We start from the raw sequence: 21,913 nt of genomic DNA on the forward strand, positions 1-21,913 counted from the left end.
AGGCAGCACTTTCCCTGAAGTTGCGTGGATCTTGCGCGGGCGGGGTCAGTTCAGGGCGCGCCAGAGCAGGTAGAGGCCGATCGTCGTGCCGAACACCACGATCACCGTCTTGAGCACCACCGACGGCAGCCGACGAACGAGCCGGGCGCCCGCGTACCCCCCAATCAGGGTGGCGGGCGCGACCACCGCGACCGCCGCCCAGTTCAAGGGGCCGAACAGGGCGAACACCACGAGCGTCGTGAACCCCACCACCGCCGACAGCAGATTCTTGATCGCGCTCACCCGGGCCAGTGTCGCGTCCAGCACCAGGGCCAGCCCGGCCACCAGCATCACCCCGAGCGCCGCACCGAAGTAACCGCCGTACACCGCACCGAGGGCGACCATCGTCTGCACCGCCACCGTCCGCCGGCGTGGCGACAGGTCCTGGGGGTGACCGACCAGCCGGCGCAGCGGATCCTGGAAGGCCAGGACCGCTGTCGCGCCGAGAACCAGAAACGGTACGACCAGCTCGAACGCGCGGGCCGGAGTGGCCAGTAGCAGCAACGCACCGAGGATCGTGCCCGCGATGGTGGTGGGCACCAGCGTGGCGAGTGCGCGGGGGCGCGGCAGGTCCTGCCGGCTGCCCGCCACGCTGGCAAGGTACCCGGGAAATACGGCGACGGAGTTGCTGACGTTCGCCGGCACCGGGGGCAACCCGATCGCGATCATCGCCGGAAAGGTGATCAGCGAACCGCCACCGGCCACCGCGTTGACAGTGCCAGCGGCGAGACCGGCGGCGAGCAGCAGCGCGGCGTGGGAGAGATCCATAGCCCCACGAGGCTAGCCGTTGCCCTACGGCACGCATTCGCCGGATCGTTCTTGAGCTGCGCGATCTTGCTCAGGCGGGGCGGCAATACCGGCAGCGCGCTCGTCGTTAGGATGAGAGCGCGACGGACGAGTCGACCGGGCGGCCGCGTCGGCGGGCTTCGGCCCGCCGCCGAGGAACGTCCGGACTCCACAGGGCAGGGTGGTTGTTAACGGCAACCCGGGGCGACCCGCGGGAAAGTGCCACAGAAAACAGACCGCCGACCCCAACGGGGACGGTAAGGGTGAAACGGTGGGGTAAGAGCCCACCAGCACCCCGGGTGACCGGGGTGGCTCGGTAAACCCCACCCGGAGCAAGGCCAAGCAAGGGCCGTCACCGCAAGATGACGACCCGGCGCAGACGCTTGAGGGCTGCCCGCCCGATGTCTGCGGGTAGGCCGCTGGAGCCTGCCGGCAACGGTAGGCCGAGATGGATGGCCGCCGCCGGCGCAAACCTTTCGGGGTACGCGCCGCGCACAGAATCCGGCGTACAGGTCGACTCGTCCGTCGCCCACCAGGTCAGAGCCGCGACCAAGGCTCTGGAGCTGATCGTATCTTCTGACGTTGGTTGGCGTTGATGGTCAACATTGGGCGACGTTTGACGCCCTGGAGACGCCCTGACGCCCTGAGCGCACCCTGATCTTTGGGCAGCACCGTCAGCTTGGGAACTCGCTGGGGCGCCGGTCCGGGCCGAAGTCAACGAACCGCGCTCCTGGTCACGGTGCCCGTGGTTGACCGCCGTTCCCCGTGGCTTCCCGGCGCGACGGGCACGTAGGGGGCACGCACCAACGTAACCGGCGCCACCAGCCAAGCTCAGTCAGCCGCACCAGCGCAAGCGGCTACGGGTCTGCGAGGATCGGCAGATGCCCCTCCTCGGCTATCTCAACCGCTTCCGCCCACCGGTTGATGCATCCGTGCTTGTCGACGCGACGCCGTGGCTTACTGACCCCTTGTTCTGGCCGGCGTTCCTGCTCTCCGTGGGCGGCTCCTACACGGCTGCGGTGGCCTTCGACCTCGATCCGGCAGATGTCGAGGTCTACGCGGAGGAGATGCACCAGCACGGCATCTGGCCCGTCATCTCTCTGAACCTCGTCCAAGGCCACCGCATGCACATCCTCTTCCGCAACTACGAGGACGATTCGGGATGGGACTACCTGCTTCAGCAAACGGGATCCGACGACGTGATCACCGCCGCGTCGCTGGAGGGCGGTTTCCACGGGCCGGCACTCGCCTGGCCCGAGCTGGTCAGGACAGCGAGTCAACCGGACCCGAAGCACAGTCAGGCGGAACGTCTCCTCCTGCTCCTTCCTGCTGTGGGTGATGCCGCCATCCCGCGCGGAGCCAACCAGAGGGTAGCGGCGGCCGTCACCGCTGTAGGCGCTCAACGGCGACAGAATGAGGTTGCCGGGGAGCTGCTGGCCGGAAGCAATCGATTCTGGGGCGACAGTGATTGGACAGAGCAGGAGGGGCTGCCCGTCTGCCTCGGCCACCACAGCCCTCGTCACCTGGAAGCGCCGGCTGACCGCCTTGCCCTGCTGGCCGAGGCCTTCGGCGGCTAGACCCGCAGCGGCTCGGTGGCAAGCCAATCCGGGCTGTGGACTGGCGCGGCAGCCGGAAGCCCAGAGGTCGACGGCGGCTAGCCACGCCGGCTTCCGGACCGCCGTGCTCCGCCTCCTGGTCGTGGTTTACGAGCCGGTCAGACTCAGTACCAGTACGGGAGCGGCGTCCACCGGGTGTCGGTGGCCTCCGCTCCGGCCGCGAAGCGAGCCGGGGCGGCTCCCAGCGCACCGTCGGCTGATCCTTGACAACGAGCTGAAGAGCCGCCGTGCGGTCCTGCGGTTCGCTCCCGCTCTGATGGACCGCCGCGACCCACGCGGCCAGTCGATACCGGCCAGGCTCGACCGTGACCGTGAACGGGGCCGCTGTTTCGGGGGCAATCAACGGATCGCAACCGACGAGCTGACCACTCGGCAGCGTCACCATGCCAGCCGGATGCCCCTTGATCACGTACTCGACGCCGCCTTGGGTGAACCGAGCACCGTCGACCAACACCGTGGTCAGATCAGGCAGGTATGGCATACATCCTCCAGCGCTACCAGCACAGCACACACCCCTAGGAACTGGCAGCGATCATGCCAAGCTTGGGCTGCCACCCATCGTCACGGGGCTGGTCGTGCCGTCAAGGTCGGCTGTCGTGCATGTCCTGGGGAGGATTCGTCACCCGGCGAGTGCGATCAACCGACGCACCTTCGACGACAAGAGTTGGCGACCCGCCGTGCTGGCGCCCGGCATCACGCCGACCCGGGCCACCAGGATGCACGCCCTACGGCACTTCTCTGCGTCGTCGCTGCTCGACGCAGGGGAGAGCATCAAGGCTCTCGCGTCGTACCTCGGGCATGCCGATGCCGGCTTCACCCTCCGGGCCTACACGCGCCTGATGCCGGCCAGCGAGGAACGTAGCCGGCGTGCGATTGATGATCTGTTCGCGGCATCGTAGAGCCCGAAAGCGGCCGTCGCGCGAGATACCTCGACAGACAGGATTCGAACAGATGGACCGACACGCCCTCCGACCTGGTGATCACTTCGAGCTTGCCTGCGAAGCGGTCGAGTGGGTGGACCGGGCCTCCTTCCCGGCCGTGGCCCGGGTCGTGTTCACCGATGCGCAGGGCCACGCATGGTCGCTCATCGACAAGGCGGCGATCTTCGGTACCGACCTCGATCCCGAGTCCGCGTTGCCGAGACCGGCTGTGGTGCGGTGCGTCGTCAAGGAGTTCCGGGATGAGTCCGATGGTTCGTCGGTGCCGCTGGTCCTGGTCTCGACCGATCCTGACGGCGTAGCGGCCGAGGACGGAACGGCCGTCTTTCTCGTGTCCCCGGACCTCTTAGGCCCGACGGCCGGGTAGTGGCGGTGCGATGCTCCGATCGGGGCATGAGCGGCTGCGCCAACCTCACCTACTAACGTGGATGTGGTGGCAGCAGAGGCAGCGGGGGCCTTTCGTCGGACCGCGATCGAGCGGTCAGATCAGCGCGTCGCCTGGGAACGGGCGGACAAGGCCTTCTTCGCTGCCGGAGCGTGTCACGTCCTCGCCTGGGTCTGTCGAGACTCGTACCCGGACCGGTCGATTGAGGTGGCGGCGGTGCGGTTGGCCGGCGACCTGCAAATCTTGCACGTCTATGCGATCTGGGCTGGCTGGGCGTTCGACCATTCTGGTTGGAATCCGGAGCCGCTCCTGCTGGCTGTCAACGCGGACTTCGAGGGCCACCCACTGGAGCGCATCGGAATCGCGGTCGATCTCGCCGAATTTTGTGGGGATCACCATCACCGAATGCCGGACCAGTATTGGCGTGACCCGCTCCCACGTGCTCGCCAATATGTGGGTCGATACACCCCGCCGTGGGCGTAACGCCCGGCAGGGGACAGCGGCGTTCTGGCGGTGCGGTACGCGCTTCGCCCAGTCCCGGGGATCGGCGCACTATCCTCCCAGGATGACGCGTTACCTGGTCGTGCCCGGTCGAGGAATTCCGTCCCCCGACCACTGGTCGCGCGGCTGGGTCAGGGACTGTCCGGAGTGCCATTGGGCGCCTGAACCCCCGGGGCCACCGTACGTCGCCGCTGAACGGGTCGCCGCGCTGCACGCAGCGATCAGCGCCGACAGTGAGCCGGCCATCCTCGTGGCGCACAGTGCGGGATGCCTGACCGTCGCCATCTGGGCCAGCCAGCACGTCGGTCCCGTCTGTGCCGCCCTGCTGGTCACACCGCCGTACCTGGATCCGGACTGGACTCCCGACCCGCGCGAAGCCGTCGATGTGTTCATCGGCCATGTGCCACGGGAACCACTGCCCTTCCGCTCGATCCTGGTCGCCAGCCGCAACGACCCATCTGCCACATTCGAGCAATTCGAGGCGTACGCGCGAGACTGGGGCTCGGAACTGTTCGACGCGGGCGCGGTCGGGCACCTGGACTCCAAGACCGGGTTCGGCGCGTGGCCAGAGGGTCTGGACCTGGTCCGATCGTTGGCTATCGAGGCGCGGCACGGGGCATGATCTGCCGCTCCCCGGTGTTGGCCATCGAGTGCAACATTCCGGCGGCGAGCGGGATGAGCCGTGCGAGGCCAGGTTGTTTGTTGCGCCGGGCCAGTTCGGGGCCGAGCTTCGTCATCAGCCGGGTCAGCGCCGGCAGGGGGCGAACGAAGAGCGTGATCTCGGTGATCAGGCCGTCGGCATCCAGGCGGAGGCGCTGCGCTTCATACAGGCGTCGGTCACCGACCTGAGCTTCGTAGAACAGCGCCACAGTGCGGCCCTCGGCAACCTGGTCGGTGTAGGTGATGCCGTCGATCGCGGCCAGGGCCACCTCAAGCAGGTCGCGCACCTGCTGGTGACCGTGGAACGTGAACTGCTCGGTGATCGGCGAGATCAGTGTGACATTCGGGCTGAGAGCGGCGATCGCTGCCGCGGCGTCACCTGCCTCGCCAGCGCCACGCCATGCGGCGACGGCGTGATACGGCTGATTCACCGGTACCCCTTTCGGGTCGTGCCCGGACTTCGACGCCGAGCGTGACGCTCACCGGGTGGATCTACGACTCGACCTTTCGAGTATCACCGTCGATGACGGCGGACGGATCCCTCTCTCGGACCAACGGCGTCCCCCGTCGAGGTGAGCTCGGCCGACCCCGCGTGGCGCAACCACCACGAGTACGCTGTCGCGGTTGCCTGAGCACGTCGGAGGACGCGGTGAGTTGGGACGTGCTCGTCTTCGCCGCCCCGCCCCATACCAGGTCGGTTGACCAGCTTCCGCAGGACTTCGCGCCGCCGCCCCTGGGCACCGGACCGGACATCAGGCGATGTCTACGGGAGAACTTCCCGGACCTCGACCTCGCGGATCCTGCGTGGGGGCAGATGGCCGGCCCAACGTGGAGCATCGAGTTCAACATCGGGTCGGACGATCCCGTGGATTCGATCATGTTGCACGTAAGCGGCGGCGGCGACGACATCTTGGCCGTTGTCGCACGGATCGTCGCCGTGACCGGTGGTCGCGCCCTCGACATTTCGACGGGCGAATTCCTGACCGGCGATTCCACTCAAACCGCTGGCTGGCACGGCTTCCAGCAGTACCGGGACCAGATCCTCCGTCGTAGCTGACGTCTGTCACCGGCTGGTATCGCGACGGCTGCGTCGAACGCGCCCTGCCCTGGGCGCTGTCGTACGTCGGCCTCGCTTACGGCCGCTCCGACACCTGTGCGACGAACGCGGCCCAGGCAGTTGGAGCGAAGGTCAGTGCCGGTCCGGCGGCGTCCTTCGAGTCGCGCACGGCCACAACACCGGGCAGGTTGCTTGCCACCTCGACGCAGTTCCCGCCGCTCGCGCCGCTGCGGGTGGACTTGCGCCACCGGGCGTTACTGAGGTCCATGATGGCTCTCAACTTCCTTCAGCAGGTCGATGGACTGCCGGCGCGGTAGAGCCTCGTTCCGGACGCTCTCCCACCTTACCTGAAGCGTAGCTACATCATCGTCCTTGTCGATGACGTCCCCGCCAAGCTGGTTTTCGAGGTGGCCAACCCACACGCCGTCGTTGGACCGGGCCAAGGCGAACGGTCCGGACAGCCCGATGTGCAGGCCGCTGCCGATCGGGATGACGTGGACGTGAACGTGGGGGAGTTCGGCCATCGCGACCAGGTGGGCGACCTGCAGGGCCATGATTCCGCCCAGACCATCACCCGTACGCCGGATCGCGGCTTCGTCCAGCACGGCGACGAACTGTGGCCGGCGCTCGCCGGTCAGGATCGCTTGCCGGCTCATGCGCCCCTGCACGCGTTGCTCAACCTCGTCATCGGTGAGGCTTTCGACTGTTCGCAGGACGGTACGGGCGTAGTGCTCCACCTGTAGTAGGCCGGGGATCAGGTTGGGCTCGAAGTAGCGAAGCTGTGTCGCTTCGCGCTCAGCGTCCAGCCAGGGCAGGAACCACGACGGTGCGCCGAACTTCGTCGCCAGGCGTTCGAAGAGCCCGCCGTTGTTGAGCCCTCGATCGGCACCCTTGATGAAGTCGATCGTCAGCGCTCGCGTGCCGCTCTCTATGGCGCTGACGTGTGAGGCGCTGAAGCCCGCAGCGCGGCCGAACGACTCTTGCGTCATGCCGGAAGCCCCTCGGGCGCGGCGGATCTCGCCAACGATGAACGCCGATAGCGGCCCCGGTACGTCAGCCATACAACGCCCCTCAACTCAAAGATCGACTACCCGAGGTGCCACACGTCGGGGCCCTGTTAGGCCAGGTCACCCCGGACGTCGAAAGCACCTTCCGAGCGTAATGGCCTCCACAGCAGAGTGTCACTAAGCGCGGCTGGCAGGCCCACGAGATCCGGCGGTCGCGTTCGTAGCGGGGCCGCTCCCGACGGGCGAGCACTCACGGGAGCGGCCCCTTCCCGACGGCACCAAGGGGAGACCGTGCCCGACGACAATCCCGAGACGATCGGGAAGATGAAGGCCGGCGACGTGGTCCACCTGACCACCGCGGCGAGCGTGCAGTTTCTGCGCCCGATCTTCGTTCGCGTCATCCGCGAGCTGCCCGAGCGGCACACGTACGACGGTTGGGTTTGGATTGAGGGTTACCAGCTGAACGCGGCGGGCGACGCGGTGGCGCGGCGCGAGTTGTACGTGATGCGTGCGGGCGTGCGGTTGGAAGCCCTGCCCGTCAAACCGACCAGCAAAGCCAAACGCCGGCGGCGTCCGGTGCGGGTCGGATGATCGCCCGCCCTCGCCCGCACCTGCCGATGCGCCCGGCGTGGCTGTGCCGCAACTGCGCCGCGCCCTGGCCGTGTGGCCCGGCTCAGCTCGCGCTCGTGACCGAGTTCTACGGTCATTCGATCGCGCTGGCGTTCTACCTGGCCGCGTCGATGCAGGAGGCGATCGACGACGTGTACGGCCTGGGCCTGCGCCCGGACCTGGCCGCCATGCACGCCAGGTTCCTCGGCTGGTTGTCGCTGGCCCGCCGGCCCCACCGACGCTGAGCCCCGCCAGGCAACGCACCGGCCGGGTGGGTTGCCCCACCCGGCCGGTGCGTGGATTCCTGCAGAACAGGCTTTAGTGCTTCTTGAACACCGGCATGGTGTCCAGCGTGGTGGTGATGTTCTGCGTGGTGCCGCCCCGGTATGTCTTCCCGGTGAAGATGTCGGTCCAGCTGTTGCCCGGCGGGAACCACACCGACGTCGTGGCGGTGGTGCCTGGCGTCGTCACGGGTGCCACCAGGTAGTCCGGGCCGTAGAGGTACTGCGAACCGGCGGTGGCGTAGGCGGCCTGCTCATTCGGGTAGGCCAGGTACATCGAGCGGACGATGGGCGTACCCGTGCGGGTTGCTTCCTTGGCGGCGGCGTAGGTGTACGGCTGCAGTTCCTTGCGCAGGTTCAGGAACTTCTTGGCCGACGCGTTGGCCGCCGGGCCGTACTGCCAGGGCAGCCGGTCGCTGTGGTTGGAGTGCAGCCGGTCGATCGGCTGGAACGTGCCGAACTGGACCCACCGGGCGTAGAGGTCGTCGGGCAGCTTGGTGCTGCCCGGTTCGGTGCCCGGCTCCTGGAGGCCGCCGGTGTGCCCGCCGATATCGTGGCTGACAGCGGCCAGCCCGGTCGCGGCCGACTCGCCCGGCGTGTAGCCGACCTCCATCTGCAGGGTCTGCCAGTCGGAGGTGGTGTCGCCGGTGAAGTGCAGCGTGGTGCGCTTGTCGGCCCACGGTCCGGTCGACACCGGGGTCGGGCTGCTGTAGCCGCCGGCCTGCAACGAGCCGTACGCGCGGGAGAACGCGAAGCCGGTCTTGTCGGCGTACTGCTGGTTGATCCACGCGTCGGCGGTCACCCCGGCGAGCGAGGACTTCGTGTTGTCGCAGCACCAGTCCAGCCACCACAGGTCCGGGCCCTTGCTGCCCTTCGGGATCATCCCGTCGTGGAGCTGCATGTACGCCTTGAGCTGGTCCGGGTCGCCGAAGTCGAACGCGTAGCAGTCGGGACCGCCGTTGCAGCCGACGCGCTGGAGCTTGCCCTTCGCGGTGGCCTGGGCCTGCGCGAACTTCGGGTCCGAGCCGAGGATGCTCGGGTGGATGTTGATGCCGGTGTGCAGGCCCTGCTTCCTGGCCCAGTCGAAGAACGCCTTCGGGTCGGGGATCCGGGTGGGGTCGATGCTCCAGCCGTTCCACTTGTCCGGCGCCTTGACGTCGGTGTCGAGGACGAGCACATCCAGCGGCACGCCCTCGGCCTTGGCCCGGGTCACCAGGTCTTGGAACTCGGTGGCGGTGCGGTCGTAGTACTCGGAGTACCACACCCCGTACGCCCACTTCGGCAGCAGCTTCGTGGGCCCGGTCAGGGTCGACAGGTCCTTCAGGCCACTGGTGAAGTCCTGCCCGTACGCGAAGACGTAGCCGTCCTGCTCGGCGGCGGGCCGGGGCTTGGTGGTGCTCAGGGCCGAGGCCGAGTCGTCGAGCAGGTACCAGCCGTCCTGGTAGAGCAAGCCCGGAGCGGTGAGGGCGGAACCGGTCACGCCGTCCAAGCCCCGGCGGTAGCCGCCGAGCGGCGCGTGCGGGGCGAGCAGCGGGGAAGTCTTGCTCGTGACGGCGACCGTGTCCACGTTGACGTTGCACCTGGCGTCCGTGGGGCAGCCCAGCGTCACCGTGTTGGTGCCGCGGTCGAGGTGGACCGGGACGGAAACGGTGTTCCAGTAGTCCCACCCGCTGGTCGGCGGAAGGGTCGCCGTGACCGGCGCAGCCGTTCCCGCGGTGACCGACATGGTGCGCGCCTGGCTCGGCTGGGCGCCGGCCTGGCCGTTGGCGTACCGGATCTGCACCCGGTAGTCACCAGCCGACGGAACATCCGTCACGGTGAGCGCGACGGCCGAGGTGGTGCTCTCCAGACCGGCCAGGAATCCCGTACCGGAGGCGCCGTTGTGGTCGTTCGCGGGCCTTGCGCCGCCGGTCAGCGCGCCGGTCTCGGCCTCTGCCAGCGTGCCGAACCGCAGGGGCTGCGGCTGGGGCGGAGTCGGCGCCGGGAACGAATCACCCGGGTTGACCACCGCGAGGCTGTCGACGTTCACGTTGCCGGAGTCGTTCGGACCCCGCACGACGCTGATCTCGTGCCGGCCCGCAGTGAGGTCGACGGGCACGCTGGCCAGGCCCCAGGTGTCCCAGTTCGCGGTGGGTGGCAGCGTCAGCGTGCGGCCAGTGTCGCCGTCGACCTGCACCGTCAGGGTGCGGTCCACGTTCTGGCCGTCGCCGCCGGTGCTGTTGGCGTAGCGGACGCTGAGCTGCTTCGCGCCGCCGTCCGGAGCGTCGAGCGCGAACGTGACCGAGTCGCCGGACGAGGCGAAACCGGCAGCGAAGCCGCGTCCGGTGAACCCCTGGTGGTCGGTGGCCACGCCAGGGCCGTTCAACTGCAGCGATTCGGCCTCGCAGAGCGCGCCGAACGCGCAGGCCGGGGCGGTGTGGCCGGCCCACGGTTGGCCCTGCACGGTCTGCTTGCCGGCCTTGAGCTGCACGGTGAGGTTGTCGGCGGTGAACGCGCCCGAGCCGACCCGGTAGCGCAACGTCATCGCGCCGGTGTCGATGGTGAGCCAGCCGTGATCGACGCGCTTGGTGAAACGCGTACGGGGGAAGTCGTCGCGCCCGACGGCGTTGAACGTCGCGGCGTCGGTGAACCTGCCGTCCTTCTGGTACTCGGTGCGGATCAGGGTCGGGGACAGCACTTCGAAACGTGCGTCACCCGACCGTACGGCTCCGTCTTGCGCCCGGTGGCGGCTGGCCTGGGCCGGCGCGGACGGGGCGAGCGCCAGCCCCGTGATGAGGATGCCGACCGCGGCGGCTGCCGTCGCGCGGCGGCGCTGTGAGTTCCGATAGAGCAAGATGCGCTCCTCGTCTCATATGGAGGAAATGAGTCGATGACAACGCTGTCACTGGACTGAAACGCATGTCAACGGGCCTCGCAGGGTGTCACTTCTCTCTTTCGCCAGCAGCGATCGCACTCGTCCGGCAGGCGCCGCCGCATCAGCGACGAGAACCTGTCGCGGCGGGGTAAGGACGGGGTCGCGGTGCGTGGTCGGACTGTGGGATGGTGCGGTCGTGGGTGAAACGGGGCAGACGGATCCGGCGACGGCGACGCCGGAGAAGCTGGATCAGTGGCATGACTTCCGAAAGAGCGTCGCGCTGGTGTCGATGGTGCTCTTCTTCTTCTGCGTGGTCGGCCTGGGTTTCCTGGTCTACCAGTTGGCGATCGTGGGAGACGACGACGGGACCTTCAGCGCCTGGTCGTTCTTCCGCTTCATGTCGGTGGCGGTACCCCTCGGAGTGGCTGCCGTGGCCGGCCTGGGTGTCTATCGAGCCAGCACCAATGCCGAGTCGAAACGGCGCGGTCGGCTCATGGCCCTCGCGTTGCTCGCTGCCGCGATTCTGCTCGTGGTGACCGGAGTGATCGGGGATCGCCTGTGAGCTTCTTCGTCGAACCCAGCGCCTTGGAGCGCGGCGCCACGCACCTCAACGAAGCCACCGTCGACGCGCAGACCGCCAAGAAATACATCCTCAAGCACACCGACATGGCCTGGCACGAGCAGGGCTTGCTCAACGAAGCGTGGCCCGCCCATCAGAAGCTCGTCGACGAGATGGACAAGCGGCTTACCCACCTGACGGACCTGCTCGACAAGTCACGCGAGGCGCTCCAGGAAACCGCCAGCTACTACCGGCGTACCGACACCGGCAACGCGGCGCAGCTGGATGCGACCTACCCGAGCACCGATCGCAGCGGCTACGAGCTGCCCACCGGGCAGCCGACGGGTGGCAACGCGCCATGAGAGAGCCCACAGAGTTCCTCGTCGAGCCCAGCGACCCCGACCCCACAATGACCAAGGGCTTCGCCAACCCGATCGGTGTCCTGGACGCGATCTCCATCTCGCACTGGGTCAACCAGATCATCAAGGACTGTGCCGGCTACGACGTCATCGGCACCATCACCAACGCCCTCGTCGGCGACTGGGAGAGCTTCTACAAGGCGGGCGACGCCTACGGCAACCTCGGCCAGAGCCTGCAGGCCCTCGGACAGAACCTCAGCCTGACCGCCTCCCACATGGATGAACAGTGGGATGGGCATGCCTCTGACGCGGCCTTCGTCTACTTCCGTCAGCTCACGAAGGCACTCGTTCAGCAGAACCTCGTCCTCATCGAGATCAAAGAGAAGTACCACGAAGCCGCGCGGGCCATCTGGCTCCTCGCCGACATGATCGGCGGTCTGATCAAGATGATGATCGACAAGGCCATCATCATCGGCGTCAGCGCCGCCGTGGGCACCGCGCTCATCGAGACCGGCGTCGGTGCCGCCGTCGGCTACGGCGTAGCCGCCTGGCAGGTGATCGAACTGGTCAAGAAGGTCAACGATGCCGCGCTGAAGATCCAAGCCGCGGGCACCGCGATCATGGGCTTCTTCAGCTTCCTCAAGACCCTCGCTGAACAGGGTGGCGACCTGTCCAAGGTCCCCCTGCCCGATCAGCCCTACACGAGCCCGGTGCTCCAATGACGCAACCTGAACCGCAACCAGAGCAACAGTTTCTCGACCTCACCGAGGGAGACCCGGGCCTCGCCAAGCTCCTGCACGCCAGCCTCACCCGGCTACGCGACGGGGTCGCTGGCGACGGCCTCCAGGAAATGGCCCGTGACATCCTCGCCGGCCACACCGACCTGCGCCAGATCGGCGCAACCGACGCCTACGGCGGAGATTTCCTCGACCGCTACCACCGGTTCAAGACCTGGGAAGAGAACCTCGACCCGGACGAGCGGCAACGCATCACCAACCAGGCCGAACTCGCCGCAGACCTGGGGCCTCAGGAACGGCAGTAGGGGGTGCAACAGCAAAGCGGGTCGTCTCGCCCGTCGACCATCACCTCAGACGCGTAGGTGAGCCCGCGTGCGGAGGGCCGAGGCGCGACGGTGGCAGCTACCAGATGTGCGCGCGCTCGTCGATGAACCGAGGCGGCTCGCCGAGGAAGGTGTCGACCGGCACCGCACCGTGCGCCAGGTTGAGAGTGTCCAAGCGGTACAGCGTGGCGCCGCCATTGATCCCGGCCAAGCGGTAGTTGATGTGCCAGCGCAGCCATTCGCCCTCGGCGAGGCGCACCGCGGGCGGCCGGCGGTGACGGCGCGGCATACCCCAGGCCGCCGCGATCAGTTCAACCTGAAGCCTGCCGTCCACCGGCCGCAGACGCATGTCGCTCCGGTGCGGCGGGCGGGTCAGGCCCTCGCGAGGCTCGAACCCATCGGCCTCCGCCATCTCGATCTCCTGGGTGAGCGGCGCCGCCCGCGCGGGCAGGGCAAACGACACCGGTACGGCGTTACGCCGGGTCGCCTCGGCTCCGCCGCGCGAACGCCTGGTCCACGATGTGCGAACCCACTGCACCACAGCATCCACACGGCGATGTTTCGCCGCTACCTGTCCTGACGCAACCCAGATTCGGTGTCCCACCGCTTCAGCACGAAAGGCCACCACGGCGTCGCCCACGGTCGTTGACACGTACCCGGAAACAGGTTCGGCTGGTTGTCGGATTGGGACCCTCGCTGGTCGTCTGGTTGGTGGAGGCGCCTCACCGCCTCGCCCCGCGGACCACTATTGGAGGAACTATGAAGTACGTGCTCATGTTCGTCGACACGCCACAGTTCGCCGCCGACCTGGCCGCCATGGATGAGCCCGAGCGGAACCGGGCCTACGCCCGCGTGCAGCAGTGGTTCGCCGACCACCATGACAAGATCACCCATCACGCCTACCTGATGCCGCCGGACACCGCCACCACAGTGCGGCTGGACCGGGCTGAACCGCTGGTGTCCGATGGTCCGTTCGTGGAAGGCAAGGAAATCGTCAGTGGCTACGCCGAAATCGAGGCGGCCAATCTTGACGAGGCACTGCGGATCGCCAAGTCGTGGCCAGCCTGCCCGGTGGTGGAGATTCGCCCCATCGCCGGATGAGCCAACCGACGTACGCTGAGCTGGCCCGCGTGGTCCGCGATCACGCGGGTCAACTCGCCGCGTCCCTGGTGCACCTGGTCGGTGATTTCAGCGCCGCCGAGGACCTCGTCCAGGACGCCATCGAGGCTGCGCTGACCCACTGGCCGGTCGAAGGGATCCCTGACCGGCCAGCTGCGTGGATGTACACGGTGGCCCGTCGCCGCGGTCTGGATCAGATCCGCCGCGAGCAGCGTCACCGACGGAAGCTGGCGTTGGTGGCGTGGCCGGCCGAGCCGCCACCAGACGACCGACTTCGGCTGATCTTCACCTGCTGCCATCCGGCTCTGCCCCGGGCCGCCCAGGTCGCCCTCACGTTGCGGGTGGTCTGCGGTCTGACCACCGCGCAGATCGCCCGAGCGTTCCTCGTCCCGGAGAGCACCGTCGGGCAGCGCATCACCCGCGCCAAACGAAAGATCAACGACGCGGGCATCCCGTACCGGATCCCGTCGGCGGACGATCTCGGCCCCCGGCTCACCGAGGTCCTTGCGGTGATCTACCTCCTCTTCAACGAGGGGTACCTGTCCACGGGCGGCGACCAGGCCCAATCCCGCGACCTGGCCGACGACGCCGAGTTCCTCGCCGCCCTGCTGCACCAGCTCATGCCCACCGAACCCGAGGTCGCGGGTCTGCTCGCGCTCATCCGGCTGCATCGAGCCCGAATCAGTGCCCGCTTCGACCGGGACGATGAGATCGTCCAGCTCCAGCACCAAGACCGATCTCTCTGGAACCGCAGGGCCATCGCCGCCGCTGGCCGGCTGATCGTCCAGGCGGCAGCGCGGAGAAGACCAGGCCCGTACCAGCTTCAAGCGGCCATCGTCGCCTGCCATGCCGAGGCCACCAGGTGGGAGGAGACCGACTGGACCCAGATCACTGTGCTCTACGACCTGCTGCTGCGCCTGGCACCGTCACCGGTCACCCGGCTTCACCGGGCGATCGCGCTGCGCTACGTCAGCGGACCGTCAGTCGCGCTCACCGAAGTCGACGCCCTGGCCGGCGAACTGAACGAATACCACCTTTTCCACGCCACCCGAGCCGAACTGCTCCGCGACCTCGGCGACGCCACCCAGGCCCGGACCGCCGACGAACGCGCCCTCGCCCTCGCCACCAACCCGGCCGAACGATCCCTCCTGCGCCACCGCCTCAACTGGGCCTGACCGGGAGCGACACGCGTACTGCCTCGGTTCGTGACTGTGTCGTCAACCGCGCGCCCTCGTGCTTGTCGAGAAACCCGGTCAGTCCACTGAGCGGGGCAGCCTCCATCAGCGGGTGATCATCGGCTCGCGGGGAGAACGCCGCAAGCAACGCCGACCGCAGGTCAGCGTCGAGCAGCGGCAAGACGTAGGGTGCCGTGGCGTCGGGGTGGAAGTCCTCTGGGCAGGTGCCGCGTAGGAACATCAGGTCGAAGACCCGGTGGGTGGGGCTGCCGAGTTGTGGCTCGTCAACTGTGGTCAGGATCGTCCCCAGCCGAAACCCGGGTGCAGACTCCGCAAGGCCGTCCAAGAACTCAGTTTCCTTGCTGTTCCACCAGCGTCTGACCTCGTCCTCGGGTACGTCCTCGACGATCGCGACCAGCCACAGCTCTTCGATCCAGCCATCCACTCGTGCATTGTGCCCGTGGTCGCTGCCGACGGTTACCGCTCGTCGCCGCTGCGGCTCGGTCAGCAGCGAGGGGCGTCCAACGGGGCGGCGCCGGCGAGCGCTTCGACTGTCGCCGTCGGTGCGGCCGACTCCGCCGGGGTCGGCGAGGGCGCAGCGCTGGGGGTCGGCGGGGCCGCGGGTGAGCTGCTGGGTGTGGGGGAGGCGCTGGCGAGGGTGGCCGTGCTGCGTTGCACCTGCTTCGTGACCAGGCGGATGCCGGTGGCGGTCGCCTGGCGTCCGTACACGTCGGTGACCCTGATGCTGTAAGGCCCGGGGCCGAGCCCGCCCTCGATGGTCCAGTGGTTGTCGCTCTGCCGGGCGGCCTTGCGGAAGCCGCCCGCCGGTCCCTTCGCCTCGACCGAGCGCAGTGGGTTGCCGTGGTTGCCGACCTGCACCGCGAACCAGTATTTCGAGGCGCCGCCCTTGATCCGGAAGGTGAGCCCTCCGTCGAGCGGCGGGTTCACCACCGCCCGGTACGTGACGGGAGCGATGCCCTGCGACCGGTCGGCGATCTTGGTGAACGCCTCGGTGGAGAGGTCGATCTTGCTGGGTCCGCAGCCACCGCACTGGTCCATGACCATGACCCGGACCTTGCCCTTCGGGCCGCTCACCTCCAGATAGCTGCCGCAGGCCGCCGATCCGGCGTACTGGGAGGAGCCGAGCGCCACGTAGAGCCGATCCGCTGGCGGGCCCGGGAACGAGCAGTTGCCACCCGAGCGGCCCGCGTCGTAGAAGCTGGCCTTTCCCTTGTGGACGGTGTTGCCGGTGGGAGGCGCGGCGCAGGCCGGGGTGGCACCGCCGCGTACGGCGAGGGTGATGCCGAGGACGGCGGCCAGGGCGGTGACTCCGGCGCCCGCCAACCAGTGTCTGACCCGTCGACCCGTCCGGGGCGTGCCGTCGTTGCTCGCCGGGATGTCGTTGTCGGGGGCCGCGCCTGGTGCCGTCACGGCGCCTGATGTTGCCGCACCACGCTGCGGCAGCGCAAAGCCGTCCCAGCGATCGTCACTCGCTGGATCGGCGGGGGCGCAGTCCGTTGAGGGCGGTGGCGACGACGAGGTCGGCGTACTCGGCGGTGAGCGGCCCGCTGCGTTGCAGCCAGCGGTTGAGCACGGGCCCCCAGATCATGTCCACCGCCACGCCGAGGTCGACGTCATCGGCGATCTGGCCGGCCCGCTGGGCGCTGCGCAGGCGCTCGCGTTTGGCCTCCTTCAACGGCCCGTCCAGCCGTTCGGCGTACGCCGCGGCCAGCTCGGGGTCGTGCGCGATCTCGGTGGCCAGCGCGCGCATCGGCTGCTCGTACCGGGGGTCGTTCATCTCCTCGACAGTGGCGCGCAGCACCACTGTCAGGTCCGCCGCCAGGTCGCCGGTGTCCGGCAGCGTGGGCGGCCCACCCTCGGTGGCCTCGCTGAGCATGAGGAAGGCGTCGAAGATGACAGCGCCCTTCGACGGCCACCAGCGGTAGATGGTCTGTTTGCCGACGCCGGCCCGCGTGGCGATGCCCTCGATGCTGAGCTTCGCGTACCCCGTTTCCTGAAGCAGGTCGAAGGCCGCGGTGAGGATGGCGCGTCGGGAGGTCTCTCTCCGGCGGGCCGTGTTGGGGGTCATGGGCCGAACGATACCAGTTTACGAGACGAACCGTCTCGTCTTGACGGCGGCGGTGTCGCGAGCCTAGTCTCGGTCCATCGCGAGACGGACCGTCTCGTCTTGAAATGAGGAGAAGTGCATGCGTACCTGGTTCATCACCGGTGCCAGCCGCGGCCTGGGCCGCGCCTTCGCCGACGCCGCACTCGACCGGGGCGACCGGGTGGTCGCCGCCGCCCGGACCATCGCCCAGGCCGACTTCGACGAGAAGTACGCCGACCGGCTGCTGGCCCTGACCCTCGACGTGACCGACCGGGCGGCCGTCATCGCCGCCGTGGACACCGCCGTCGAGCACTTCGGCCGGCTCGACATCGTCGTCAACAACGCCGGCACCCTGTCCATGGGCATGATCGAGGAGTTCACCGAGGCCGAGGCGCGCGCCCAGTTCGAGGTCAACCTCTTCGGCGCGCTCTGGGTCAGCCAGGCCGTGCTGCCGCACCTGCGCGCGCAACGCTCCGGCCACATCGTGCAGGTCTCCAGCATCGCCGCGCTCGGCGGCTTCCCGAGCACCGGCCTGTACAGCGCGAGCAAGTTCGCCCTGGAGGGCATGAGTGAGGCGCTGGCAATGGAGGCGGCGGCCTTCGACATCACTGTCACTATGGTGCAGCCGGGCGGATACTGGACCGACCTCTACACCAGCGTGCGCGCCACCACACCGCTGGACGCGTACGCACCACTGCGCGCCGAGTTGGAGCGGCAGTGGGCGGAAGGTTCCATCGACAGCGAACCCCGGCTGGCCGCCGAGGCACTGCTGCGACTGGTCGACAGCGACGACCCTCCGCTGCGGCTCCTGCTCGGCAGCATGGTGTACGACCTGGCGTTCGACATCACCCGCCGACGGATGGACACCTGGGCGGGTTGGGAGCAGGTCAGCCGCGCCGCCGAACACGCCGTCGCCGCCCCTGGCCATGACACATGAGAGGGCTGCTCGTATCGCCACGAGCAACCGGCACCGCGTTCTAGGCTCCGAGATATGGCGGCGGCGTGCCCAATCCATGGCACATAAGTCCGGGCAGTGCCTTCACCCCATGATTTCTCCTCGCGAGGCGCAAACCTAGACGGAGAGGAAACACGCATGGCTGTCAAAACCAAGACTCGTCCGGGCACCACGGAGATTCGGCCGTTCTCGGTCGACATTCCTCAGGCTGACCTCGATGACCTGAAGAGGCGCATCAAGGCCACCCGCTGGCCGGACAAGGAAACGGTGGACGACCAGTCGCAGGGCGTGCCACTCGCGACCATTCAGGCCGTCGCGCGCTATTGGGAGAAGGAGTACGACTGGCGCAAGGTCGAGGCGCGCATGAACTCCGTACCGCAGTTCATGACCACCATCGACGGGGTGGACATCCACTTCATCCATGTGCGCTCGAAGCACGAGGACGCGCTGCCGCTCATCGTCACCCACGGGTGGCCCGGGTCGGTGATCGAGCAGATGAAGATCATCGAGCCGCTCACCGACCCGACGGCGCACGGCGGGAGCCCGTCGGACGCCTTCCACCTGGTGATCCCGTCGCTGCCCGGCCACGGTTTCTCCGGCAAGCCGACCGAGCCGGGGTGGAACCCGCAGAAGATCGCAACCGCCTGGACCGAGCTGATGAAGCGTCTCGGCTACAACCGGTTCGTCGCGCAGGGCGGCGACTGGGGCGCGGTGATCGTCGACCAGATGGGCCTTCAGGCGCCTCCGGAACTGCTCGGCATTCACACCAACATGCCCGGTGCGATCCCACCGGAGATCGACCTGTTGTTCCAGGGCGACACCACCGGCGCGAACAACGCCATGGGCTCGCTGCCATCCGGCCTCTCCGACGACGAAATGCGTGCCGCCGAGGAAGCCAACTACGTTTGGAAGCACGTCGCGTACGCCCTCATGATGGCGACACGTCCGCAGACACTGACCGGGTTGGCGGATTCCCCGGTCGGCCTGGCGGCATTCCTGCTCGACCACGACGCGAAGAGTCTGGCGCTGATCGCTCAGGTCTTCGACGGCGCCAAGGCGGGCCTCACCCGCGACGACATCCTGGACAACATCTCGCTCTACTGGTTGACGAACACCGCGATCTCCGCGTCCCGTCTGTACGCGGAGAACAAACTGTCGTTCTTCGCCGCCAAGGGCGTGAACGTCCCGGTCGCCGTGAGCGTTTTCCCCGACGAGCTGTACGAGGCGCCGCAGAGTTGGGCCGAGCAGGCGTACTCCAACCTCATCTACTACAACAAGCTCGACGTGGGCGGGCACTTCGCGGCCTGGGAACAGCCGAAGATCTTCTCCGAAGAGCTTCGTACCGCGTTCCGGTCGCTGCGCTAGATGGCCGTGCACGTGCCCCCGCTCAACGGGGCGGCCGAGTGGCTCAACTCCGAGCCACTCGGCCCCGCCGACCTGGGTGGGCGCGTCGTCCTGGTCAACTTCTGGACGCTGACCTGCATCAACTGGCTGCGTCAGGAGCCGTACGTGCGTGCCTGGTCGCAGGCCTACCGGGACGACGGGCTGGTCGTCGTCGGGGTGCACACCCCGGAGTTCGGGTTCGAGCACGACGTCGACTGGGTGCGGCAGGCGGTGGCGGCCCGATCGATCGACTACCCGGTGGCGGTCGACAACGACTACGCGATCTGGAGTGCGTTCGACAACCACTACTGGCCGGCGCTCTACTTCGTCGACACCGGCGGCGTGATCCGCGACGAGCACTTCGGCGAGGGACGCTACGAACAGTCCGAACGGGCGCTCCGGCAACTGCTCGGCATCGAGCGGAACCCGGTACCCGTCAAGGGTCTCGGGCCGGAGGCGGAGGCCGACTGGGCCAACCTGCGCACGCCCGAGACGTACCTCGGGTTCAGCCGGGGCGAACACTTCGCGTCGCCGAACGGCCCGGCGCTCGACGAACGCCGCGCCTACCAGGTGCCGGCGAGCCTCGACCTCAACCAGTGGGCGTTGGCGGGGGAGTGGACGATCGGGTCGGAGAACGTCGTGCTCGACCAGGCCGGCGGCGGCATCGCCTTCCGGTTCCACGCCCGCGACGCGCATCTCGTGCTGGCCCCCGGGGCCGGACAGTCGATCCCGTTCCGCATATCGCTCGACGGCGCGGCCCCCGGCCCGTCACGCGGCGTCGACGTCGACGAGGACGGCAACGGCGTGCTTCAGGACGGCCGCCTCTACCAGCTCGTCCGCCAGGACGGCGCGGTCCGGGAGCGGACCCTGGAGATCACGTTCGGCGAGCCCGGCGCCCAGGCCTACGCCTTCACCTTCGGCTGACACGCAGATCGACAGTGTTCACCGTGTCGGAAACGGGTGAAAAGCTCTTCACCTGAGCGCCGGGACGCAGGCGGCTGTCGGTCGCGTACCGGTCGGCGAGCGCCTTCTCCGCGGCCTCGTCGCCGTCGTCGGCTTCGAGCAGCAGGGCGGCGATCTCGTCGGCGAGCGTGAGGTCGGCGTTGGTGAGGTCATCGGTCATCGCGCCGAAGCTGTCCCACAGCAGCAATTCGTCCTTCTGCCGATGGGCCAGCTCGTGCAGGACGTAGTCGTAGATGAACCAGGCGCCGTGGACCGGCACGTCGGGGGCCACGCCGTAGACGTCGGGGTCGATCGTCCCGGCCCGGTACGCCGACCACACCCGCGCGGCCGAGTCGAAGAGGCCGGCCTTCGGGTCGATGTCGTAGCCGTCGAACCCCCAGTCGCCGGCGGGGTCGAGCTCCGGGTCGGCCCAGACCCAGCGGTCGCCGTTCCAGTACTCCATCAGCACGTGATCGTGGTGCCAGCCGGGGGTGAAGTAGGAGGCGAAGCCGACCCGGCTGCGGCTGGGAATGCCGTGCTGACGGAGCACCGCCACCGAGAGCAGCGTGTGGTCCCGACAACAGCCGGCCACCCGATCGACGGCCGGACGCTCGGCGGCCAGGGGCAGCGGGAATCGGGACTGGTCGGTGTCGAGGATGCGGTCCACCCAGCGGCAGTTGACCTCCTCCAGCCGGTCGGTGGGCAACTCGACGCCGCCAGCGCGGTAATGGACGATCACGTTGCGGGCCGTCGCCGCCACGGTTGCGATGTCGGCAGGCACCGCGTCGAGCAGCGCGGCATGCCGACCGGGGTCGCTGTACGGGGAGTGCTGCCGGTAGTCCTCGATGTCCATGCGGCAAGTCTTTGTCCTGCCACCGTGTCAGGGTCAAGACGCTGGCACGAGATATCGTCGACTGTTGTGACAGCGCCCGAGATCACCATTGCCACCCCCACGGACCGCGCCGCGGTTGTCGAAACTCTGGTCGCCGCGTTCGTCAAGGATCCCGTGCTGCGGTCTCTCTTCCCGGACGAGGAGACCTACCCGCGGTACGCCGCCACCTTCTTCGGGCACCTCTTCGACAAGCGGGTGCAGCTGTCCTCGATCTGGACGATCGGTGGCGGCGCGTCGGTCGCCATCTGGGAGCCACCGGCAGGGCAGCCGGCTGACCCGCCGGCTCCCGGGCACGGATCGCCCGACGAGGCGCGATACCCCGCCGACGTGCTGGCCCGCGTCGAGAGCTACAACGAGACCGTGCACGCCGCGCTGCCGACGTTCCCGTTCTGGTATCTCGGCGTCCTGGGCACCCACCCGGAGAGCGCCGGACGCGGTTGGGGCCGTGCCGTCATGCGGGCCGGGCTGGAGCGTGCCGCCGCCGACGGACTGCCGGCGATCCTGGAGACCAGCAACCCGGGCAACATCGAGCTGTACCGCCGCGCCGGCTGGGAGGTGGTGGGCTCCCTGGCAGAGCCCGTGCCCACCTGGATCATGCAGCAGCCACCGCGCCGAGCACTGTGATTTGC

At 68.3% G+C, this 21,913-nt stretch carries 28 protein-coding genes, 1 other RNA gene and 1 pseudogene; 19 read left to right on the plus strand and 11 right to left on the minus strand.

The window, feature by feature from the left end; genetic code table 11:
• Positions 1 to 45: 45 nt before the first annotated feature.
• Positions 46 to 807: a sulfite exporter TauE/SafE family protein gene (locus OH804_RS01495; protein WP_406062265.1), complete on the minus strand. Its 762-nt coding sequence runs from the start codon at positions 805 to 807 to the stop codon at positions 46 to 48.
• 127 nt (positions 808 to 934) lie between these two features.
• Between OH804_RS01495 and rnpB the strand changes: the two genes are divergently transcribed.
• Positions 935 to 1,350: RNase P RNA component class A (rnpB, locus tag OH804_RS01500), an RNA gene on the plus strand.
• Between the two features lie 356 nt (positions 1,351 to 1,706).
• Positions 1,707 to 2,402 carry a hypothetical protein gene (locus OH804_RS01505; RefSeq protein WP_406066789.1) on the plus strand — a complete coding sequence of 232 codons (696 nt, stop codon included), beginning with the start codon at positions 1,707 to 1,709 and terminating at the stop codon, positions 2,400 to 2,402.
• 226 nt (positions 2,403 to 2,628) lie between these two features.
• Here the strand turns inward: OH804_RS01505 and OH804_RS01510 are convergent.
• Positions 2,629 to 2,922: pseudogene (locus tag OH804_RS01510) on the minus strand (DUF4241 domain-containing protein); the annotation flags it as partial.
• Between the two features lie 115 nt (positions 2,923 to 3,037).
• Between OH804_RS01510 and OH804_RS01515 the strand changes: the two are divergent.
• The 4 genes from OH804_RS01515 (at position 3,038) to OH804_RS01530 (ending at position 4,887) form a co-directional block, all read left to right on the plus strand.
• Positions 3,038 to 3,340, plus strand: a complete 303-nt coding sequence (locus OH804_RS01515; RefSeq protein WP_406062267.1) for a tyrosine-type recombinase/integrase — start codon at positions 3,038 to 3,040, stop codon at positions 3,338 to 3,340.
• 115 nt (positions 3,341 to 3,455) lie between these two features.
• Positions 3,456 to 3,746 carry a hypothetical protein gene (locus OH804_RS01520; RefSeq protein ID WP_406062269.1) on the plus strand — a complete coding sequence of 97 codons (291 nt, stop codon included), beginning with the start codon at positions 3,456 to 3,458 and terminating at the stop codon, positions 3,744 to 3,746.
• 66 nt (positions 3,747 to 3,812) lie between these two features.
• Complete coding sequence (locus OH804_RS01525) at positions 3,813 to 4,247, plus strand: hypothetical protein (RefSeq protein WP_406062271.1); 435 nt, start codon at positions 3,813 to 3,815, stop codon at positions 4,245 to 4,247.
• A gap of 82 nt (positions 4,248 to 4,329) precedes the next feature.
• Entirely contained in the window at positions 4,330 to 4,887 is a 558-nt protein-coding gene (locus tag OH804_RS01530) for an RBBP9/YdeN family alpha/beta hydrolase (protein ID WP_406062273.1), read from the plus strand.
• Here OH804_RS01530 and OH804_RS01535 read toward each other — a convergent pair.
• On the minus strand, positions 4,862 to 5,356 hold the full coding sequence (locus tag OH804_RS01535) for a nuclear transport factor 2 family protein (protein WP_406062275.1): 495 nt from the start codon (positions 5,354 to 5,356) through the stop codon (positions 4,862 to 4,864). The two genes, OH804_RS01530 and OH804_RS01535, sit on opposite strands and share 26 nt — an antisense overlap.
• A gap of 218 nt (positions 5,357 to 5,574) precedes the next feature.
• Between OH804_RS01535 and OH804_RS01540 the strand changes: the two genes are divergently transcribed.
• Entirely contained in the window at positions 5,575 to 5,982 is a 408-nt protein-coding gene (locus OH804_RS01540; RefSeq protein WP_406062277.1) for a hypothetical protein, read from the plus strand.
• 76 nt (positions 5,983 to 6,058) lie between these two features.
• Here the strand turns inward: OH804_RS01540 and OH804_RS01545 are convergent, their stop codons facing one another.
• Together OH804_RS01545 and OH804_RS01550 are read right to left on the minus strand one after the other, a co-directional pair.
• The gene (locus tag OH804_RS01545) at positions 6,059 to 6,250 is read right to left on the minus strand and encodes a DUF397 domain-containing protein (protein WP_406062279.1); all 192 of its coding nucleotides are present in this window, start codon (positions 6,248 to 6,250) and stop codon (positions 6,059 to 6,061) included.
• The gene (locus OH804_RS01550; RefSeq protein WP_406062281.1) at positions 6,237 to 7,043 is read right to left on the minus strand and encodes a helix-turn-helix domain-containing protein; all 807 of its coding nucleotides are present in this window, start codon (positions 7,041 to 7,043) and stop codon (positions 6,237 to 6,239) included. The genes OH804_RS01545 and OH804_RS01550 overlap by 14 nt, the downstream gene beginning before the upstream one ends.
• Before the next feature lie 270 nt (positions 7,044 to 7,313).
• Between OH804_RS01550 and OH804_RS01555 the strand changes: the two genes are divergently transcribed.
• Both OH804_RS01555 and OH804_RS01560 read left to right on the plus strand, forming a co-directional pair.
• The gene (locus tag OH804_RS01555) at positions 7,314 to 7,580 is read left to right on the plus strand and encodes a hypothetical protein (RefSeq protein ID WP_406066387.1); all 267 of its coding nucleotides are present in this window, start codon (positions 7,314 to 7,316) and stop codon (positions 7,578 to 7,580) included.
• Positions 7,577 to 7,843, plus strand: coding sequence for a hypothetical protein (locus OH804_RS01560; protein ID WP_406062283.1), 267 nt, complete (start codon positions 7,577 to 7,579; stop codon positions 7,841 to 7,843). The genes OH804_RS01555 and OH804_RS01560 overlap by 4 nt, the downstream gene beginning before the upstream one ends.
• Positions 7,844 to 7,916: 73 nt before the next feature.
• Here the strand turns inward: OH804_RS01560 and OH804_RS01565 are convergent, their stop codons facing one another.
• Positions 7,917 to 10,712, minus strand: coding sequence for a TIM-barrel domain-containing protein (locus tag OH804_RS01565; RefSeq protein WP_406062285.1), 2,796 nt, complete (start codon positions 10,710 to 10,712; stop codon positions 7,917 to 7,919).
• 217 nt (positions 10,713 to 10,929) lie between these two features.
• Between OH804_RS01565 and OH804_RS01570 the strand changes: the two genes are divergently transcribed.
• From OH804_RS01570 to OH804_RS01585, 4 genes are read left to right on the plus strand one after another with little or no spacing between them, the layout of a single operon-like run.
• Complete coding sequence (locus OH804_RS01570) at positions 10,930 to 11,295, plus strand: hypothetical protein (protein ID WP_406062287.1); 366 nt, start codon at positions 10,930 to 10,932, stop codon at positions 11,293 to 11,295.
• Entirely contained in the window at positions 11,292 to 11,654 is a 363-nt protein-coding gene (locus tag OH804_RS01575) for a type VII secretion target (protein ID WP_196919046.1), read from the plus strand. The genes OH804_RS01570 and OH804_RS01575 overlap by 4 nt, the downstream gene beginning before the upstream one ends.
• A gap of 47 nt (positions 11,655 to 11,701) precedes the next feature.
• Complete coding sequence (locus tag OH804_RS01580; protein ID WP_406062289.1) at positions 11,702 to 12,373, plus strand: hypothetical protein; 672 nt, start codon at positions 11,702 to 11,704, stop codon at positions 12,371 to 12,373.
• Positions 12,370 to 12,693: a hypothetical protein gene (locus tag OH804_RS01585; protein WP_196919042.1), complete on the plus strand. Its 324-nt coding sequence runs from the start codon at positions 12,370 to 12,372 to the stop codon at positions 12,691 to 12,693. Before OH804_RS01580 ends, OH804_RS01585 begins: the two co-directional genes overlap by 4 nt.
• Before the next feature lie 97 nt (positions 12,694 to 12,790).
• Here the strand turns inward: OH804_RS01585 and OH804_RS01590 are convergent, their stop codons facing one another.
• Complete coding sequence (locus OH804_RS01590; RefSeq protein WP_307788482.1) at positions 12,791 to 13,174, minus strand: hypothetical protein; 384 nt, start codon at positions 13,172 to 13,174, stop codon at positions 12,791 to 12,793.
• Between the two features lie 311 nt (positions 13,175 to 13,485).
• Between OH804_RS01590 and OH804_RS01595 the strand changes: the two genes are divergently transcribed.
• Together OH804_RS01595 and OH804_RS01600 are read left to right on the plus strand one after the other, a co-directional pair.
• The gene (locus OH804_RS01595; RefSeq protein ID WP_231392368.1) at positions 13,486 to 13,812 is read left to right on the plus strand and encodes a YciI family protein; all 327 of its coding nucleotides are present in this window, start codon (positions 13,486 to 13,488) and stop codon (positions 13,810 to 13,812) included.
• The gene (locus tag OH804_RS01600) at positions 13,809 to 15,005 is read left to right on the plus strand and encodes an RNA polymerase sigma factor (RefSeq protein ID WP_406062292.1); all 1,197 of its coding nucleotides are present in this window, start codon (positions 13,809 to 13,811) and stop codon (positions 15,003 to 15,005) included. Before OH804_RS01595 ends, OH804_RS01600 begins: the two co-directional genes overlap by 4 nt.
• Here the strand turns inward: OH804_RS01600 and OH804_RS01605 are convergent.
• From OH804_RS01605 to OH804_RS01615, 3 genes are read right to left on the minus strand one after another with little or no spacing between them, the layout of a single operon-like run.
• Positions 14,992 to 15,450 carry a hypothetical protein gene (locus tag OH804_RS01605; protein WP_406062294.1) on the minus strand — a complete coding sequence of 153 codons (459 nt, stop codon included), beginning with the start codon at positions 15,448 to 15,450 and terminating at the stop codon, positions 14,992 to 14,994. The genes OH804_RS01600 and OH804_RS01605 overlap by 14 nt on opposite strands.
• Positions 15,451 to 15,509: 59 nt before the next feature.
• Entirely contained in the window at positions 15,510 to 16,436 is a 927-nt protein-coding gene (locus OH804_RS01610) for an expansin EXLX1 family cellulose-binding protein (RefSeq protein ID WP_406062296.1), read from the minus strand.
• A gap of 55 nt (positions 16,437 to 16,491) precedes the next feature.
• On the minus strand, positions 16,492 to 17,094 hold the full coding sequence (locus OH804_RS01615; protein WP_196919037.1) for a TetR/AcrR family transcriptional regulator: 603 nt from the start codon (positions 17,092 to 17,094) through the stop codon (positions 16,492 to 16,494).
• Between the two features lie 118 nt (positions 17,095 to 17,212).
• Between OH804_RS01615 and OH804_RS01620 the strand changes: the two genes are divergently transcribed.
• The 3 genes from OH804_RS01620 to OH804_RS01630 all read left to right on the plus strand — a co-directional run bounded on the left by OH804_RS01620 (position 17,213) and on the right by OH804_RS01630 (position 20,374).
• Positions 17,213 to 18,049, plus strand: coding sequence for an SDR family oxidoreductase (locus OH804_RS01620; protein ID WP_406062299.1), 837 nt, complete (start codon positions 17,213 to 17,215; stop codon positions 18,047 to 18,049).
• 156 nt (positions 18,050 to 18,205) lie between these two features.
• A complete protein-coding gene (locus tag OH804_RS01625) occupies positions 18,206 to 19,432 on the plus strand; it encodes an epoxide hydrolase family protein (RefSeq protein ID WP_196919035.1) in 1,227 nt (408 codons plus the stop codon).
• On the plus strand, positions 19,433 to 20,374 hold the full coding sequence (locus OH804_RS01630; RefSeq protein ID WP_196919034.1) for a redoxin domain-containing protein: 942 nt from the start codon (positions 19,433 to 19,435) through the stop codon (positions 20,372 to 20,374).
• Here OH804_RS01630 and OH804_RS01635 read toward each other — a convergent pair.
• Positions 20,361 to 21,245, minus strand: a complete 885-nt coding sequence (locus tag OH804_RS01635; protein ID WP_406062302.1) for a transglutaminase domain-containing protein — start codon at positions 21,243 to 21,245, stop codon at positions 20,361 to 20,363. The genes OH804_RS01630 and OH804_RS01635 overlap by 14 nt on opposite strands.
• A 66-nt stretch (positions 21,246 to 21,311) precedes the next feature.
• On the opposite strand from OH804_RS01635, the gene OH804_RS01640 reads away from it, so the two are divergent.
• On the plus strand, positions 21,312 to 21,908 hold the full coding sequence (locus tag OH804_RS01640) for an N-acetyltransferase (protein WP_196919032.1): 597 nt from the start codon (positions 21,312 to 21,314) through the stop codon (positions 21,906 to 21,908).
• Positions 21,909 to 21,913 lie beyond the last annotated feature (5 nt).

It is taken from the genome of Micromonospora sp. NBC_00860, from assembly GCF_045207375.1.
Taxonomy (GTDB): domain Bacteria; phylum Actinomycetota; class Actinomycetes; order Mycobacteriales; family Micromonosporaceae; genus Micromonospora; species Micromonospora vinacea.

Bases quoted from the DNA above. Each gene is read 5' to 3' on its own strand.
- OH804_RS01495 (WP_406062265.1), bottom strand. From the start codon at position 807: ATGGATCTCTCCCACGCCGCGCTGCTGCTCGCCGCCGGTCTCGCCGCT.
- OH804_RS01505 (WP_406066789.1), top strand. From the start codon at position 1,707: ATGCCCCTCCTCGGCTATCTCAACCGCTTCCGCCCACCGGTTGATGCA.
- OH804_RS01530 (WP_406062273.1), top strand. From the start codon at position 4,330: ATGACGCGTTACCTGGTCGTGCCCGGTCGAGGAATTCCGTCCCCCGAC.
- OH804_RS01545 (WP_406062279.1), bottom strand. From the start codon at position 6,250: ATGGACCTCAGTAACGCCCGGTGGCGCAAGTCCACCCGCAGCGGCGCG.
- OH804_RS01550 (WP_406062281.1), bottom strand. From the start codon at position 7,043: ATGGCTGACGTACCGGGGCCGCTATCGGCGTTCATCGTTGGCGAGATC.
- OH804_RS01555 (WP_406066387.1), top strand. From the start codon at position 7,314: ATGAAGGCCGGCGACGTGGTCCACCTGACCACCGCGGCGAGCGTGCAG.
- OH804_RS01560 (WP_406062283.1), top strand. From the start codon at position 7,577: ATGATCGCCCGCCCTCGCCCGCACCTGCCGATGCGCCCGGCGTGGCTG.
- OH804_RS01580 (WP_406062289.1), top strand. From the start codon at position 11,702: ATGACCAAGGGCTTCGCCAACCCGATCGGTGTCCTGGACGCGATCTCC.
- OH804_RS01585 (WP_196919042.1), top strand. From the start codon at position 12,370: ATGACGCAACCTGAACCGCAACCAGAGCAACAGTTTCTCGACCTCACC.
- OH804_RS01595 (WP_231392368.1), top strand. From the start codon at position 13,486: ATGTTCGTCGACACGCCACAGTTCGCCGCCGACCTGGCCGCCATGGAT.
- OH804_RS01600 (WP_406062292.1), top strand. From the start codon at position 13,809: ATGAGCCAACCGACGTACGCTGAGCTGGCCCGCGTGGTCCGCGATCAC.
- OH804_RS01615 (WP_196919037.1), bottom strand. From the start codon at position 17,094: ATGACCCCCAACACGGCCCGCCGGAGAGAGACCTCCCGACGCGCCATC.
- OH804_RS01620 (WP_406062299.1), top strand. From the start codon at position 17,213: ATGCGTACCTGGTTCATCACCGGTGCCAGCCGCGGCCTGGGCCGCGCC.
- OH804_RS01625 (WP_196919035.1), top strand. From the start codon at position 18,206: ATGGCTGTCAAAACCAAGACTCGTCCGGGCACCACGGAGATTCGGCCG.
- OH804_RS01630 (WP_196919034.1), top strand. From the start codon at position 19,433: ATGGCCGTGCACGTGCCCCCGCTCAACGGGGCGGCCGAGTGGCTCAAC.
- OH804_RS01635 (WP_406062302.1), bottom strand. From the start codon at position 21,245: ATGGACATCGAGGACTACCGGCAGCACTCCCCGTACAGCGACCCCGGT.